12 protein-coding genes are annotated in these 15806 nt (G+C 71.4%); 11 read left to right on the top strand and 1 reads right to left on the bottom strand.

Annotation, left to right across the window (positions count from 1 at the left end):
• Positions 1–47 precede the first annotated feature (47 nt).
• The gene (locus tag ACFU5O_RS32610) at positions 48–986 is read right to left on the bottom strand and encodes a ScbA/BarX family gamma-butyrolactone biosynthesis protein (RefSeq protein ID WP_384245907.1); all 939 of its coding nucleotides are present in this window, start codon (positions 984–986) and stop codon (positions 48–50) included.
• Positions 987–1889: 903 nt separating this feature from the next.
• Between ACFU5O_RS32610 and ACFU5O_RS32615 the strand changes: the two genes are divergently transcribed.
• The 11 genes from ACFU5O_RS32615 (at position 1890) to ACFU5O_RS32665 (ending at position 15806) form a co-directional block, all read left to right on the top strand.
• Positions 1890–2528, top strand: a complete 639-nt coding sequence (locus ACFU5O_RS32615; protein ID WP_384245908.1) for a ScbR family autoregulator-binding transcription factor — start codon at positions 1890–1892, stop codon at positions 2526–2528.
• A gap of 311 nt (positions 2529–2839) precedes the next feature.
• On the top strand, positions 2840–3670 hold the full coding sequence (locus tag ACFU5O_RS32620; RefSeq protein ID WP_384245962.1) for a BTAD domain-containing putative transcriptional regulator: 831 nt from the start codon (positions 2840–2842) through the stop codon (positions 3668–3670).
• A 297-nt stretch (positions 3671–3967) separates the two neighbouring features.
• On the top strand, positions 3968–4735 hold the full coding sequence (locus ACFU5O_RS32625) for a sensor histidine kinase (RefSeq protein ID WP_384245910.1): 768 nt from the start codon (positions 3968–3970) through the stop codon (positions 4733–4735).
• A gap of 5 nt (positions 4736–4740) precedes the next feature.
• Complete coding sequence (locus ACFU5O_RS32630; RefSeq protein WP_384245964.1) at positions 4741–5409, top strand: response regulator; 669 nt, start codon at positions 4741–4743, stop codon at positions 5407–5409.
• Positions 5410–5713: 304 nt separating this feature from the next.
• On the top strand, positions 5714–6940 hold the full coding sequence (locus tag ACFU5O_RS32635; RefSeq protein WP_384245912.1) for an MFS transporter: 1227 nt from the start codon (positions 5714–5716) through the stop codon (positions 6938–6940).
• A 132-nt stretch (positions 6941–7072) separates the two neighbouring features.
• Complete coding sequence (locus ACFU5O_RS32640) at positions 7073–7696, top strand: RraA family protein (RefSeq protein ID WP_384245913.1); 624 nt, start codon at positions 7073–7075, stop codon at positions 7694–7696.
• Between the two features lie 218 nt (positions 7697–7914).
• Entirely contained in the window at positions 7915–9522 is a 1608-nt protein-coding gene (locus ACFU5O_RS32645; RefSeq protein WP_384245915.1) for an amino acid adenylation domain-containing protein, read from the top strand.
• The gene (locus tag ACFU5O_RS32650) at positions 9519–10907 is read left to right on the top strand and encodes a citrate/2-methylcitrate synthase (protein WP_384245916.1); all 1389 of its coding nucleotides are present in this window, start codon (positions 9519–9521) and stop codon (positions 10905–10907) included. The genes ACFU5O_RS32645 and ACFU5O_RS32650 overlap by 4 nt, the downstream gene beginning before the upstream one ends.
• Positions 10904–13429 carry an aconitate hydratase AcnA gene (gene acnA, locus ACFU5O_RS32655; RefSeq protein WP_384245918.1) on the top strand — a complete coding sequence of 842 codons (2526 nt, stop codon included), beginning with the start codon at positions 10904–10906 and terminating at the stop codon, positions 13427–13429. Before ACFU5O_RS32650 ends, acnA begins: the two co-directional genes overlap by 4 nt.
• On the top strand, positions 13426–14805 hold the full coding sequence (locus ACFU5O_RS32660) for a DUF6025 family protein (RefSeq protein WP_384245920.1): 1380 nt from the start codon (positions 13426–13428) through the stop codon (positions 14803–14805). Before acnA ends, ACFU5O_RS32660 begins: the two co-directional genes overlap by 4 nt.
• On the top strand, positions 14802–15806 hold the full coding sequence (locus tag ACFU5O_RS32665) for a mandelate racemase/muconate lactonizing enzyme family protein (protein ID WP_384245921.1): 1005 nt from the start codon (positions 14802–14804) through the stop codon (positions 15804–15806). Before ACFU5O_RS32660 ends, ACFU5O_RS32665 begins: the two co-directional genes overlap by 4 nt.

Consider the following 15806-nt stretch of genomic DNA (forward strand, 5'->3'; position numbering starts at 1 on the left):
GGCTGCCGGCTGCCGGTGCGGGCCCGGGGTGGCCCGCACCGGGGCGGTCAGCGGGCCGTAGCCGGCGCGACCACCGTGGAGGAGAACACGGCCTCGCCCTCCTGGTGGCCTGTCACGAGCACCTGTTCCGTGCCGTCGTCCGTGTCCGGCAGACGCCGGGCCCCGATCATGCAGGGGCTGTCCAGTTCCGCGTAGCGGCTGAACCGGCTCGAGATGGCGGAAGGGGAGAAGGCCGGGCGCTCCAGGACCGCTGCCGCCGCCTGACGGGCGGCCTCCAGGAGGACCATCCCCGGGACATGGTCGACGGGGTGGTCGAAGAGCACGGGATGGCGCGTGTCGGCCCTCAACTGCCAGGAGGACGGCTTCCCCAGGGGGGTGAGCACGACGTCCTTCGGTGATGTGCGGCCCACGCTCTGCGGCGAGGCGGGGGCTGTCAGCGCGAGCGCGGCGCGGCCTCCCACGACGCCGCGGCCTGCCCGCAGCCGCCGGTACACCGCCGGGGTCGTGCAGGTGTAGGTGGCGCTGCCCGTCGCGGCGGTCCTGCCGTCCCGGCGTATCACCGCCCGGTAGTGCATCCCCGTCAGATGACCGCCCCGGCGTCTGATGTCCGTGCAGGTGATGTCGATGTCGAGGGCGGCGGGCACGCCGCCCACGAGCAGTTGGTCCGGCTCCACCGCGAAGTCCAGGTCCCACATGAGGAACTGGTGCCCGAGCGGGACACCGAACTCCGCGTGGGCGAGAAGCGTGCCGGCCTGCCGTATCGTCTCCGCGACCAGAAGCGGGTCGTGCCGGTCGTCGATGGAGCTGAAGAAGCTGTGCCCCCTCGGCCACTGCGCGGTCACCTCGAAGTCGCTGTCGCTCTTGCGTCTCCAGTCCGTGAGCATGACCTCGGCGACCGCGGAGCGGTGGACGAACTCCTTGGGGACCGTGGTGGTCAGCGACGGGAAGCGGAACAGCGGGGGTGCGATGGCCGCCCGGGTCGTCACGTGGTCTCTGGCCGATACCGCGCTTGCCGGCTCGTTCTCTGTTCGGAACGTACTCGCAGTCATGTTTCCCCCATTGATGACGATGACGGGAGCGGCGACGCTCATCCGTGTCGAAGATACATACCATCCGGTTTAATTTCTAGCTGTTCCAAAGAGAAGCCGGGACAGGCATATCCGGAACTATTGGATCCCCTCATCGCTCGTCAAAGGGCGCTACCGCCCCTGTCCCCAGGCTCGAGTGGGACTCCACCGGGCGCCGGTGCGATTGCTCCACCGCGCCCCTGTGAAGGAGGAGGCTGCGGCGACAGGTGACCGGCCCTGCGCCGCCTTTTGTCGGTCCTTCAACAAAGCCGGGGCGACCGAGGCGCTGCCGCCTGTTCCCCGACGGCCTTCCGAGGGTGCTCCGTTGGCGGGCGGAAGGGCAGGGTGCCGTCGACCGCCCGGGCCGTGGCGCTGCTCGTGCGGCGATCCCGGAACCGTCCCGTCCGGACGTGCAGGGCGGACGTGCAGGGCGGACGTGCAGGGCGGCGTCGAGCGCAGCTCTGCGCATACTGCCGCAGGCTTCTGTCGGGCCGGGGGTGCCTTGTCGCGGGGTTGAGTGGCGGCTACCTCTACTACAAAACCAACTATGCGGTTTATTATGGCGAGGCGTCAGGATGCTCTGCATGCCTGTCGTGCCATGTCCGGACAAGTAGCGCGGCATGCACGGGAGGCTGCAGCGGGGAGTCGGGGCCGACCTCTCCGGTCGGCGCCGGCACCGGCCAGGGAATCTGCCAAGAGGCATGCCCTGGCGGTTTTCGTCCAACGGCGGGGGGCAAGAAACCAGCAACTCGGTATGTTTTGCTGGGGGTCAAGCACGGCCGCACAGCTGAGCCGTAAGGACTCATAGCCAGGAGGCATCTGATGGTCCAACAGGAGCGCGCGCTCCGCACGCGCCGGTCGCTGATCCGTGCAGCCGCCGAGGTCTTCGCGGAGGAGGGGTTCGTGCCTGCGTCGATCACGACGATCAGCAGGCGCGCGGGAGTCAGCAACGGTGCCCTGCACTTCCACTTCGAGAACAAGAGGGCGCTTGCCCGGGCCGTCGAGGACGAGGCGGCGCAGACCCTCCGCCGGATCACCAAGGGAGTGCTGGATGCGGAGGGTGGCGCCCTCCAGGCGCTCGTGGACGGTACTTACGGGCTGATGAGCGGGCTCGCGGACGACATTGTCGTGCGGGCGGGGTTCGGGCTGGGCGGTGAGACCTCCCGCGGCGCGGACTCGGAACTCAGGCGCTACTGGCAGCAATGGGTCGAGGACATGCTCAGGCGGGCGGAGAAGGAGGGCCGGTTGGCGCAGGGCGTCTCGTGCGAGAGTGCCGCGCCCGCCCTCGTGGCCGCGACCGTGGGCTTCGAGGTGCTCGGCGGCAAGGACCCGCAGTGGCTGTCCGAGCAGCGGATCCGGTCCTTCTGGGACCTGCTGCTGCCGCGGCTGGCCGAGCCTGACACCGGGATCTCCCCCGGCTCGGGGGGATCCCCGGAAAGCGATGCGCCCGCGCGCGGGTAGGGCGGTCCGGTGAGCCGCTCGGCCGGACCGGTGGGCGGACCGAACCGCCTGTCCATCGGGGGCGGGGGCCACGTCGGCCCCCTTCCTCGGCGGCGCCCGACGAGGCCGCGGCGTTCGTGACCGGCTGTCAACTGGCCGCAGAGCCACTCGAGCACGGCACGGCAGAGGTGAAAACAGCGCGGATGGTTTGGTATTGACAAACCGTCCGCCCTGTTTTTTACTCGCATGGTGCCGAGTTACCGGCTCAGCCGCAGCCGCGGACGACCGGCGACTCACGACTCATGCGCGAACACACGGACAGGGGACACGGCGTGGACATCGATGTACTGGGCGCGTTGGCCGTCAGGGAGAACGGGATCCCGGTGACACCGACGGCGCCGAAGCCGCGGCAGGTGCTGGCCCTGCTGGCACTGCAGGCCGACCAGGTGGTGCCCGTGAGTTCGCTGGTCGAGGAGCTCTGGGGCCAGCGGCCGCCACGCAGCGCGCGCACGACGCTCCAGACGTACATCCTCCAGCTGCGCGAGCTGATCTCGACCGCCCTGGAGCACGACACGAAGGACGCCGGGCCGCGCACCGCCAAGGACGTGCTCGTCACCACGCCCGGCGGCTACCGCCTCCACACCGCGGGCGGCACCAGTGACGTCCGCGAGTTCGAGAAGCTGGCCGGTACGGGCTACCGGGCCATGGACGCCGAGGACTTCGCCGGCGCGGCCCGCCAGCTGCGCGACGCACTCGCGCTGTGGAGCGGCTCCGCCCTGGCCGACATACAGGCCGGCCCGCAGCTGGAGATGGAGATCCGGCGGCTGGAGGAGACCCGGCTGTGCGCCCTCTACCAGCGCATCGAAGCGGATCTGCGGCTGGGCCGGCACCGCGAGCTGCTGGGCGAACTGACCGTCCTGGTCAGCCGCTACCCCACTCATGAGAACCTCCACGGCCAGTTCATGCTGGCGCTGCACCGTTCCGGCCGCCGGGGCGAGGCCCTCGACGTCTACCAGCGGCTGCGTCAGTCGCTGGTGCGTGATCTGGGGCTCGAACCCTCCGTGGCACTGCGGCGGCTGCAGCGGTCGATCCTCATGGTCGGACCCGAGCCAGTACGGGACGTCCCCGCCGTCGCCGCCGAACGGCTGAGCCGCGCGGGCTGATGGGCCGTCACCGGCCGGAGGATGTCCCGTCGTACACGGCGGAGCATCCGCCTCGGCCCGAGTCCCGAAGGCCCGGTCAGCGATGAGCGACGCCCGGCCGGACACCCCGCCCCGACCGGAGTGCGATGTTCCCCGGGCCGGTCAGGTGAATCGATTCCTCCATGGGTTTCCGACCGGTATTCGGATCGCTCGCCATAGCCTCTCCTCACCTTCCGGTCCCGCTGCTCCCGTTCGGATCCGAATCAATGTGCAACTGTGCCCCACCAGGCACACGTTGGCGCAGGAAAGCTGTTGCACGTGATCCGCATACTTTCGCCTCACCCGAAGCCGCGCGCATCCACGAACAGCTGCCCCGTCGACGCGGCAGCCGTCGACGGCGACGACGCGGCGCTGACATCCATGGAGTACGCGCTCCTCGGCGCGCCCGGCAGCCGGTACAGCGACGACGCCGGTGTCCGCGCACACGAGCGCCGCAACGCCCTGCACACGCTCGTCGGCCTGAGGGAACTCGCCAGGCAGGCCGAGGCCCGGCCCGCGCCCCTCGAAGCCTCCCCCGGCACCCCGCTCGCCGAGGTCGCCGAGGTCGTGGCCCGGGTCGACGAGCCGTTGATCCGGGCACAGCTGGTCGGAAAGATCCTGGCGGCCGAGGAGCGGGGTGTGTGCCTGCGGCTCGGTCCGCAGTCGTCGCTGCGCGGCCGTGTCGACCGGGCGGGCGAGCTGGTCACGGTCCTCGGCAATCTCATCGACAACGCGATGGACGCCGTCCTCGGACACGACCGCGCAGAGCCATGGATCGAGGTCGCGCTGCACGAGGACTCCGAGGTCACCGAGCTGCGCGTCACCGACAACGGTCCGGGAGTGGCGCCGCACCTGCGGCGGTGGGTCCTCTGCGACGGCTCGTCCACCAAGCGGCGTACGGACGCGCGGCACCGCGGCCTGGGCCTCGCACTCGTCCGGGACATCGTCGGGCGACGGGCCGGAACCACGACAGTGACGGACCGGGAAGGCGGCGGTGCGGTGTTCACCGTCCGGATACCTGGGCGGCCGCGCACCTCCAGGCAGTGAACGCCGTGATCAAAGTGCTGGTCGTGGACGACGACTTCTATGTGGCGAAGATCAACGCGCATTATGTGTCCGAGATCCCCGGCTTCCAGGTGGCGGGCATAGCGCACAGTGCCTCGTCGGCATGCGCCGCCGTCGAACGCGGCGGCATCGATCTGGTTCTTCTCGATCAGCACCTGCCGAACGAGAGCGGGCTCTCCTTCACGCGCCGGCTGCGACAGCAGGGCCGAAGCATCGATGTGATCATGGTGACGGCGGACCGGAGGCCCGCCCTGATCCGGGAAGCCCTGCGTGCCGGGGTGCTCCACTACATCGTGAAGCCCTTCACTTCCGAGGGGCTGCGCACCAAGCTCGAGGCCTACGCGCAACTGCGCGGCGCCCTCGAGGGCGCGGAGATGGACCAGGCGGGGATCGACCGCATGCTCGGCGCGCTACGGGCCCGCGACGCCGGCCATTCGATGCCCAAGGGCTATTCGGAACGAACCGCCGAACTGATCCGGCGGATCGTTTCCGGGGAGAGCAGCCCGGTATCGGCGCAGGAAGTGGCCGAACGGGCAAGGATCAGCCGGTCCACGGCGCAGCGCTATCTCAAGTTCCTGGAGGACGCGGGCAGGTTGCATCTCACGCTGCGGTACGGCGACAGCGGCAGGCCCGAGCACCTGTACTCCGGGACGTGACGCCGACGGCACGCCTCGGGGGCCCGCTCGCCTGCCCGGTCCCGCGCCCCGCCGTTCCGCTGCACACAGATCCCCTGCACACAGATCCGCTGCGCGCGGACCCGCGGCGTGGGATCAAGAGGCAGAACGGGCTTTGCGCGGTCAAGTCGCTTTGTGCCCACAACGGTTGAGCGATCGCCGCGATGCCCTAGCCTCCGTCGAAGATCAGAGCCGAAGGCACCCGGCGCCGTGCCGCACAGCTCCTGGCGGATGCCGTACGTGGGGTGTGCGAGAAGCCCGGTATGACGCGACAGGAACCCGATCCGTGCTGACCCGTATTCTCCCCCCGCCCGGTCCCGCCCGGCTTCTCACCGTCATCACCATGGTGATGAGTCTGGGGCAAGGGCTGTGGATGGCCATCAACGCGGTCTACGCGGTGACGGTGGTCCGGCTGACCCCGGGCGAGCTCGGCATCAGCCTGGGCGTCGCGGCCGCGATCGTCCTCCTGTCCAGCATCCCGCTGGGTCACCTCGCCGACCGGGCCGGGCCGCGAACGGTGCAGATGTGGTCGTTCCTGGCGCTGGGGCCGCTGACCGCCGCGCTGCTGTTCGTGAACGGCTTCTGGTCGTACCTGATCGTCTCCTCCGTACAGGCCATCGCCTACCGGGCCGGCAACAACGCCCGCAAGGCCATGATCGCGGGCCTCGTGCCGAAGGCCGACCGGGTGGGTGTCCTCGCCTATGTGCGAGCAGCACAGAACGTGAGCGTCGCGATCGGAGCATGCCTGGCCGGACTCGCCCTCGCAGCGGGTTCGGTGCCGGGCTACCGGGCTGCCGTGCTCTTCACCGCCCTCACCTTCCTCGTCACCGGTGCGCTCACGGCGATGGAGGCACCGGTACCTCCTGTTCCGGCCTCGGCGGGCGCTGCCTTCGCAGTGCTGCGCGACGTACCGTTCCTCATGTTCACCGCCCTGGACGGACTGCTCGTCACGCACGCTCTCCTGCTGGACGTCGTTCTGCCGCTCTGGGTCCTGCAGCACACGGACGCGCCCCGGTGGATGAGCGCGGCCATCCTCCTCGTCAACACGGCTTTCGTCGTGGCCTTCCAGGTCCGGGCGGCGCGCGGCACGGGGGAGCCGAAGGCCGCGGCCTGGGCGAGCCTTCAGGGCGCCGGGTGCGTGTCGGTCGCGTGCGTCGTCTTCGCCCTGAGCGACGGGGCCTCGCTGGTGCCTGCCTGTCTGCTCCTCGTCGCGGGCGCCCTCGTCCAGGCCCTCGGTGAGGTGCGGCAGGCGGCGGGCAGCTGGACCATCGCTTTCGAGCTCGCCCCTGATCATGCGCAGGGTCAGTACCAGGGCACGTACAAGATGGGAGGCGACATCGGCAAGATGTTCGCCCCCGCGCTCTTCGCGTGGCTGGTGCTCGGGCACGGGGCGCTCGGGTGGATCGTCCTTGCACTGGCGTACACCGGTCTGGGCGCGGCGATGCCGGTCGTCGTCGCCCGCGGCGCGCGCATGCGATCCGGCGTCCGGGAAGTGGCCGCAGCCGGCAACTGACCTTCGGTCACGTGCCTTCGGCGTGCCGCGGGGCGACGGCGGAGACACTTGGGAGCAGCACCTCTCCAGCGTGGAAAGACGACGTGAAGGTCCGCCGGCAGGCGGCCGGTGCGCCGGAACAGGAAGGAAGAGATGAACCGCATCAGCGAATTCAAGGACGTTCCCCCGACCGCACTCGCCGACGTTCTCGGACGCGAGCAGGTCATGGACATCGGTATTCGCCCGCTGTGGTCCCCTGCGCCGCGCGTCGCGGGCCCTGCGTTCACCGTGCGGTGCCCTCCCGGTGACAACCTCATGCTCCACGCGGCCATTTACCGCGCGGAGCCGGGCTCGGTCGTCGTCGTGGAGTCGGGCGACGTCGACCACGCACTCGCCGGTGGCAATGTGTGCGCCGTCGCGCAGCGCCGGGGAATCGCGGCGTTCGTCGTCGACGGAGTGATCCGGGACCTGGCGGAGGTGCGTGAGGCGCGCTTCCCCGTCTTCGCCCGTGGGGTCATCCCCATCCCCGGGACGAAGGGAGCCATCGGCTCGCTGGGCGGCCCGATACGGTGCGGCGGCGTGCGGCTGAACTCCGGGGACGTCGTGGTGGCCGACGAAGAGGGCATCGTCGTCACTCCGCACGCGCGCCGGGAGGAAGTCCTCCGCGGCGCGCAGGCGAAACTGGCCAAGGAGGCCGGTGAATCCCTCGACGACTGGGAGGAATCCCATCGCGCCCGTATCGACAAGATCCTGAGCGAAAAGGGCTTCGAAGGCTGAGCTTCTCTCTTCTTCTGCGGCGCGCCCCGGAGCGGCGTTTCCTCCGGGGCGCGCCTTTGTGCCCCGGAGGCGGCCCAACGATGCGGCCCTGCAAGGAAAATGAGCAGAACGCATTTTTCCCGGTCAATACGGTTTAGAGGCTCTGCGCACGTAATAGCGCCTCCCGGGTGAGGCGCCACTAGCGTCGATCACGTCCAGTTACCGATGTTCGGATCGACATGACCTCAGCACTGAACCTGCGCCTGGGCTCCGGCCTTCTCCATCATGCGCGCGTCCGGCCCGACCACGTCGCCCTGACCGTCGGGCGCCGCGACTACACCTACGCAGAGGCCGCGAGCACCGCCCGGCGCTGGGCCGCCGTGCTGGTCGAGGCGGCCGGCGGCCGGCCCCGGCGGGTGGGGGTGTTCGCCCAGCGCAACGAGGTCTCCTACCTCGGCGTCGCTGCCGCGCTGTTCGCCGGCGCCGCCTTCGTGCCCCTGAACCGGAAGTTCCCGTCGTCACGGACCCGCGGCATGCTGGAGCGTGCCGATGTCGACGTACTGATAGCCGACGCGGCGTCGCTCCCTCAGCTCGGTGAACTCCTGCGGGGGCTGGCGCGCCGGCCGGTCGTGGTGCTTCCCGACGTCCTGCGCACCGACGCCGGCGACCTCGGCGGGGCGCGGGTCCTGGACGCGGCGGACCTGGCGGCGGCCGCGCCGCTGGAGCAGCTGCCCGAGGTGTCGCCCGACGACCTTGCGTACCTTCTGTTCACTTCGGGCAGCACCGGCGCCCCGAAGGGCGTCCCGGTCACCCACGCCAACGTACGGGCGTTCCTCGACGTCAGCCAGGACCGCTACCGGCTGACCCCCGACGACCGGCTCACCCAGACCTTCGACCAGACCTTCGACCTCTCGGTCTTCGATCTCTTCATGGCCTGGGAGAACGGGGCGCGGGTGTGCTCGATGGACTCCCTCGAGATCCTGGCACCGTTCAAGTACCTCGAGCGCCATGGGATCACGGTCTGGTTCTCGGTGCCGTCGGTGGCCGCGATGCTGCGCAAGCGGGGCGTGCTCGAGCCGGGGACGATGCCCACGCTCCGCTGGAGCCTGTTCTGCGGCGAGGCACTGCCCAGGGCCACCGCAGAGGAGTGGCAGGCAGCGGCGCCGCAGTCGACCGTCGAGAACCTCTACGGGCCCACCGAACTCACCATCGCCTGCACGGCCTACCGCTGGGACCCGGCGTCGAGCCCGGCGCAGTGCGTGCACGACAACGTGCCGATCGGCCTGCCCTACCCCGGCCTGCGGGCGCTGGTCGTCGACGAGGACCTGAACCCGGTCCCCGACGGGGCGGCGGGCGAACTGTGCATGGCCGGTCCCCAGACGACCCCCGGCTACTGGCAGGCACCGGACCTGACCGCGGAGCGCTACTTCGCACACGAGGGCAGGACGTACTACCGCACCGGAGACGTGGTTCGGCTGCGGCACGGGCAGTACGTCTGCCTCGGCCGCAACGACCAGCAGGTCAAAGTCGGCGGCCACCGCGTCGAGTTGGGCGAGATCGAGGCCGTACTGCGCCGCGCCGGCGCGGTCGAGGCGGTGAGCCTGCTGTGGCCCGACCCGGGGACGATCACCGCCGTGGTCTCGGGGACGAGCGATCCGGCCGCGCTGACCGACGCCTGCACCGCCGCTCTGCCCGCCTACATGGTGCCGCGATCCGTGCAGGTCGTCGAGGAGATGCCGGTGAACGGCAACGGCAAGGTGGACCGCGCGGCGCTGCGCCGGTGGCTCGACGAGCGGACGACTCGTAGCTGCATGCCACAACGATCACCCGCAGGAAGGCAATCATGAGCAACGTCGACCAGCTCATCGCCCGCACCCTCGGCATCACAGAGGACCGCGTGACGGACGAACTCGAGTACCAGGCGATCAGGGAGTGGGACTCGTTCGGCCATGTCTCCCTGATGCTGGCGCTCGAGGAGGCGTACGGCGTGGCCGTCGACGACGACCTCACGCTGGCGCTGCGATCGGTCGCGGCGGTCCGTGAGTTCGCGGGCGGCCACACCCCCGAGCCTGCCACCGGACCTGGCCACGGGGCAGGGGAGCGGCGCACCGTGCACCGCGGCCTGGAGGGCGTCAGCTTCGACCGGACCACGATCACCCGCATCGACGGTGCCGCGGGGACCCTGGAGTACCGCGGCTACAGCATCCACGACCTGGCCGAGCGCGCCTCCTTCGAAGAGGTGGCGTATCTGCTGGTGCACGGGGAGCTGCCGGATCCCGCCGCCCTGGAGATCTTCGAGAAGGAACTGCGCGCCGCCCGGGCGCTGCCCGCCCCCGTCCTCGACCTCGCCCGCTCGCTGGCGCACGCGCACCCCATGGAGGCCCTGCGCACCTGTGTCTCCGCGCTCGGCGCCTTCGGCCCGCGGCAGCCGCACGGTGGGGACGAGAGCGACGAGCAGGCCCGCGAGGCCGGCATCGCTCTGATCGCCCGGATACCGATGATCGTCGCGGCGCACCACGCGTTCCGCAGCGGACGTGAGCCGCTGCTGCCGGCCGAGGAGACCTCGCACGCGGAGGCCTTCCTGACCGCTCTGCTCGGCGAGCGGCCCACTCCCGCCGCGGTGCGCTTCATCAACAAGGGGTTCATCGTCCACGCCGACCACAGCTCCAACGCCTCGGCGTTCACGGCCCGGGTCGCCATCGGCTGCCGTGCGGGCATGACGGCCGCGGTCACCGCCGCCGTCGCGGCCTTCGGAGGCTCGCTGCACGGCGGCGCGGCGGAGCGGGTCGTGGGCCTCATCGACGAGGTCGGCTCCCCCGGGCGCGCAGAGGCCCATGTGGCCGAGCTGCAGAGCAGGGGAGAGCCGGTGATGGGCTTCGGCCACCGGGTGTACCGCACGCAGGACCCGCGGGTGCGGCAGCTGCGCGCCACCGTCGTCGAGCTCAGCGAGGAGCGCGGTGACACCCGCGGCCTCGACATCCTCGACGCCGTGGCCGCCGCCATGGGGCCCTACAGCCGCCATGGCGTGGCACCCAACGTGGACCTCTACGCCGGTCTGGCCTACCGGCTGCTCGGCCTGCCGGACGATCTGGCGGTCCCGCTGTTCGTCGTGGGCAGGACGGCCGGCTGGGTGGCGCAGGCGCTGGAGCAGCAGTCGAACAACGTGCTCATCCGGCCGCTGCTCGACTACGTGGGGCCGCGCGGGCGTACGTACCCGGAGGCGGGCCGGTGACCGTCGCGACGCCTTCCGCGATCAGCCTGCCGCGGTTCGCGCAGGAGCACGGCCTGGACCTCGGCGCCGTGCCGTACACCGGCCGGGTGCTGCTGGAGTCGCTGCTGCGCTCGGGCGAGCCGGAGAAGGCCGCGGCCCTCGGCAAGCGGCTCGCCCTGGGCGAGGACCCGGACCTGGAGATGCCGTTCCGCCCGGCCCGCATCCTGGTGCAGGACTACACCGGCATTCCGCTGCTGGTCGACCTCGCGGCGCTGCGCAGCAGGGTCGCGCAGCCGGCGCGGGTCAACCCCGCGCTGCCGGTCGACGTGGTCGTCGACCACTCGGTGCAGACGGACTGGGCGGGTCGCCCGGACGCGCTCGCGCTGAACGAGGCGCTGGAGATGGACCGCAACCAGGAGCGGTACGCGTTCCTGAAGTGGGCCCAGGGCGCCTTCGACGGACTTCGGGTGATCCCGCCGGGCCGCGGCATCGTCCACCAGGTGAACCTGGAGCGGCTGGCGACCGTGGTCGCAGAGGGGCCCGACGGCGTGCTGTTCCCGGACACCGTGATCGGTACGGACAGCCACACCACCATGGTGAACGGACTCGGGGTGCTGGGCTGGGGTGTCGGCGGCCTGGAGGCGGAGGCCCTGATGCTGGGCCTCGCCCAGCCGATCCGCATCCCGCCGGTGGCCGGCGTCAGGCTCACCGGGGCGGTGAGCCCCGGCACCTCGCCGACCGATGTGGTCCTCGCCCTGACGCAGCGGCTGCGCCAGGAGAACGTACGCGGCCTGATGCTGGAGTTCACCGGCCCGGGTGTCGCCGCGCTGACGGCGCCCGACCGCTGCACCGTTGCCAACATGGCGCCCGAGTACGGCGCCATGAGCGCCTACTTCCCGGTCGACGGGGAGACCCTGGACTATCTGCGCCGCACAGGCCGCACGGCCGCGGACGTGTCCAGGGTGGAGGACTACTGCCGGCGGCAGAGGCTGCTGAACGAGGGCGAAGAACCCCGCTTCGGCCGGGTGATCGAGTTCGATCTCGGTACGGTCGGACCGAGCCTGGCCGGACCGAGCCGGCCGGACCAGCGGATCTCGCTCGGCGAACTGCCCGGCTCCTTCGCCGAGCTGCATCCCGGCACCCCCCGGACCGTGGCCGGGGTCACCGACGGCGACCTGGTCATCGCCGCCATCACCTCCTGCACCAGCACCTCCAACCCCAAGGCGATGCTGGCGGCCGGGCTGCTCGCCCGGCGGGCCGTCGAACGGGGCCTGAAGGTACCGGAACACGTCAAGACCAGCCTCGCCCCCGGCTCCCGGGCGGTGACCCGCTATCTCCGGGACGCCGGGCTGCTCGCGGACCTGGAGCAGCTGGGCTTCCATGTCGCCGGGTACGGCTGCATGACCTGCAACGGCGGCAGCGGCCCGCTGAACCCCGGTGTCGGGGAGGCCGTCGGGGAAGGGGGCCTGGCGGTGGCCGCGGTGCTCAGCGGCAACCGCAACTTCGAGTCGCGGGTGCACGCCCAGGTGCGCGCCGGATATCTGGCGTCGCCGGCCCTGGTGGTGGCGCTGGCGCTGGCCGGCTCCGTCCTGGCCGACCTGGAGAGCGAGCCGCTCGGCACGGACGGCGAAGGCGAACCCGTGCACCTGCGGGACCTGTGGCCGCACAGTGGCGAACTGCGAGAGCTGGAGGAACGGTTCGTCACCCCGGAGGTGTTCGCCCACGACGAGGTGCCGCAGCCGGCCTGGGAGTCCATCACCGCGCCGGACTCCGACGTGTTCGACTGGGACGAGCACTCCACCTACATCCGGCCCCCGGCCTATGCCGATCCCGCGGGCCCCTTCGGATCGCTGACCGGCGCCCGGGCCCTGGTGGCGCTGGGCGACGACGTCAGCACCGACCACATCTCGCCGGTCGGCGCGATCCCGGCCGACTCGCCCGCCGGGCTCCATCTGCGCGGACACGGGGTGAGCGACTTCAACTCCTACGGTTCGCGGCGCGGCAACCACGAGGTGATGGCCCGCGGCACCTTCAGCAATCCCCGGCTGCGCAACCGGCTGGTCGGCGACGGGGAAGGCGCCGGTACCACCCTCCACCTGCCCGGCGGGGACAGGCTGCCCGTCTTCGACGCCGCGGAGCGCTACCGACGCTCCGGTATCCCGCTGATCGTCCTGGCCGGGCGGAGCTACGGCATGGGGTCCTCGCGCGACTGGGCGGCCAAGGGCCCCTGGCTGCTGGGGGTCCGGGCGGTCCTGGCCGGGAGTTTCGAGCGCATCCACCGCGCCAACCTGTGCGCCATGGGCATCCTGCCGCTGCTGCTGCCCGAGGGGCGCAGCTGGGAGGGCCTCGGCCTCACGGGGCACGAGGAGTTCGAGGTGTCGCTGGACCGGGTGCAGGAGACGGGCACGGCGGAGGTCGTCGCGGACGGGAAGGGCTTCACCGTACGCGCCGACGTCCACTCGGCCGGGGAGTGGAACGTGCTGCTGGCGGGCGGCACTCTTCCGTATCTGCTCGGCCGGCTGCGCGACGAGGAGTCCCGGTGAGCGCGCACATCCTCGACCGGCTCGGCCTGCGGGCGGCCGCCGGCACAGAGGCGCTCGCCGCCGGGGCGAAGACCTTCGTCCCGGTCCATGTGGGCACCCACGACGTACCGATCGGCACCGTCCTCGACGCCGTGCGCGCCGACGAGGGGCTGCTGCCCCCGCGCACCGGACACCTGGGGAACTGGGAGGACATCGCGGCAGGCCGCTCCGGGCCGATGGACTTCAACACCGCGATCTGCGGCGGAGGCTACGGCTATCCCCTGATCTACGGCTTCACGAGGACAGAGGCCGACAGCGAAGGCGGGGACGAGGCGTACCAGCCCGGATCGCTCATCGAGCAGGGCAAGCGGCACACCCTCCCGCTGTACACCTGGGACGGCCGGGGATTCGCCCGCCGGGACCGCAGCCGGCCGCTGTTCTGCCCGCTGGTGCAGGCGGAGGTGGACGGGGAACTCGTCCCCCTGGCCGAACTGCACTGGCAGCGGATGCTCGCCCTCCCCGGCTACCGCTTCAAGCAGTGGGCCGCGGCCCTCGTCGACAACGCCCCGCTGGTCACCGACATGCTCACCCTGCTCCTCGAGCAGGCGGCGGCCCAGGGCCGCAACCAGGCGTTCGCCGAACTGATCAGCCAGGCCGTACGGGCCGACGGCGAAGTGTCCCGCTGCGACCTGCGGCCGGACGGCACGGGCTATCTGCTCGACGGCCACCGCTACCCCTCGGCCCGCGCGCTGGCGGAGGCGGTGCTGCTGACCGTGCGCGCGCTGGTGGAGCCACGGTGGTTCCTCGACCGGCTGAACGAGATGCCGCCGGTGCTTCCCGTGATGTCGCTGCAGCTGACCAACGTGCTCTTCGGCCTGCTGGACACGCACCACCCGGACGCCCCGGCGGGGGCTGCAGAGGGCCCGTTCATCACCCATCTCCACTGGGGCGCGCGCGCCATGGCCGGCTGTCCGCCACGGCGCGGCGGATATCTGTCGCGCCGCTCCACGGTGCGCTCGCTGCGCGCCATCACCGACCCGCTGGTCGGGCACTTCGACGAGGTCGGCCCGCTCTGCTTCGTGCTGCTGCCGGCGCAGGTCTTCATGCTGTGCCCTCCCAGTACGTCGCCCGGGGACCCCGACGCGCTCGCCGAGCTGTTCCGGGCCGTACGGGCCGCCGGTCCTGACGCCTCCTACGAGACGACGCTCAGCTGGCTCGCCACCCACCACGACCGGCTGTCGGACTACCTGCGCGGCCGCTTCAGGCAGGGCAGCGGGGTACCCGCGGACGGCACCCCGCGCGACCCCGCGGTGCCGGTGGAGCCCGACGGCTTCCGCGAGCTGACCTTCCGCCAGGCATGCGGCACCGTCGCGGCCTTCGAGGAGGTGCTGGGATGAGGCTCACCCACCGTACGGTCGCCGTGGCACTCGAAGAGCCCTTCGTCAGCAACACGGATGTCACCACCGAGGTGCGCCAGAGCGTCGTCGAGCTGGCCTGGGAGGGCCTGACCGGGTACGGCACGGCGCGCGGCGGCGACCCCGCGGAGCTCGACGCCTGTGCGCCTCTGCTCGCCGGCGCCTCGCCGTACGAACTGCGGCGCGTCCTCTGCCTGCTGGCGGCTGCCGGCGCCGGCCGCGCGGCGACATCGGCCGTGGACATGGCCCTGCACGACCTGCTCGGCAAGGCAACCGGACAGCCCCTGCACCGGCTCCTGGGGCTTGCCGGGCTGCCGTCCGCGCCGACCGCGCTGTCCATCGGCGCCTGCCCGGACGGCGAACTGACCGCCCGGGCCCGCGAGCTGGGCGACTGGCCGGTCCTCAAACTCAAGCTCACCCCCGAGGACGACGGCAGCCGCGCCGGGGTGCTGCGCTCGGTCTACGCCGGGCGCATCCGGGTGGACGGCAACGGTTCGTGGTCCCCCGACCAGGCCCTGCGGGTGGCGGAGGAGCTGCACCGGCACGGTGTCGAACTACTGGAGCAGCCCGTGGCTCCCGGCGCCCTGGACGACCTGCGGTACGTGCACGAGAGGTCGCCCGTTCCGGTCTTCGCCGACGAGGACTGCGCCGGACCCGAGGACGTCCTGCGGCTCCGGGGCCGGGTGAGCGGCGTCAACATCAAGCTGATCAGGTGCGGTGGGCTGCTGCGGGCCCGCGAGGCGATCACGCTGGCCAGGGGCTGCGGCCTCGGGGTCATGCTCGGCTGCAAGCTGGAAAGCGCCCTCGGGGTGACCGCCATGGCGCAGCTGGCCGGCCTCGCCGACCATCTCGACCTCGACGGCCATCTGGGGCTGGTCGACGACCCGTTCAGCGGCGCCACGGTCGACCGCGGTGTCCTCACCGTGCCCGGGTCGCCGGGCATCGGCGCCACCGCCAACCGCACGTACTACGGAGAAGACTGA

The organism is Streptomyces sp. NPDC057445 (assembly GCF_042802855.1).
Lineage (GTDB): Bacteria > Actinomycetota > Actinomycetes > Streptomycetales > Streptomycetaceae > Streptomyces.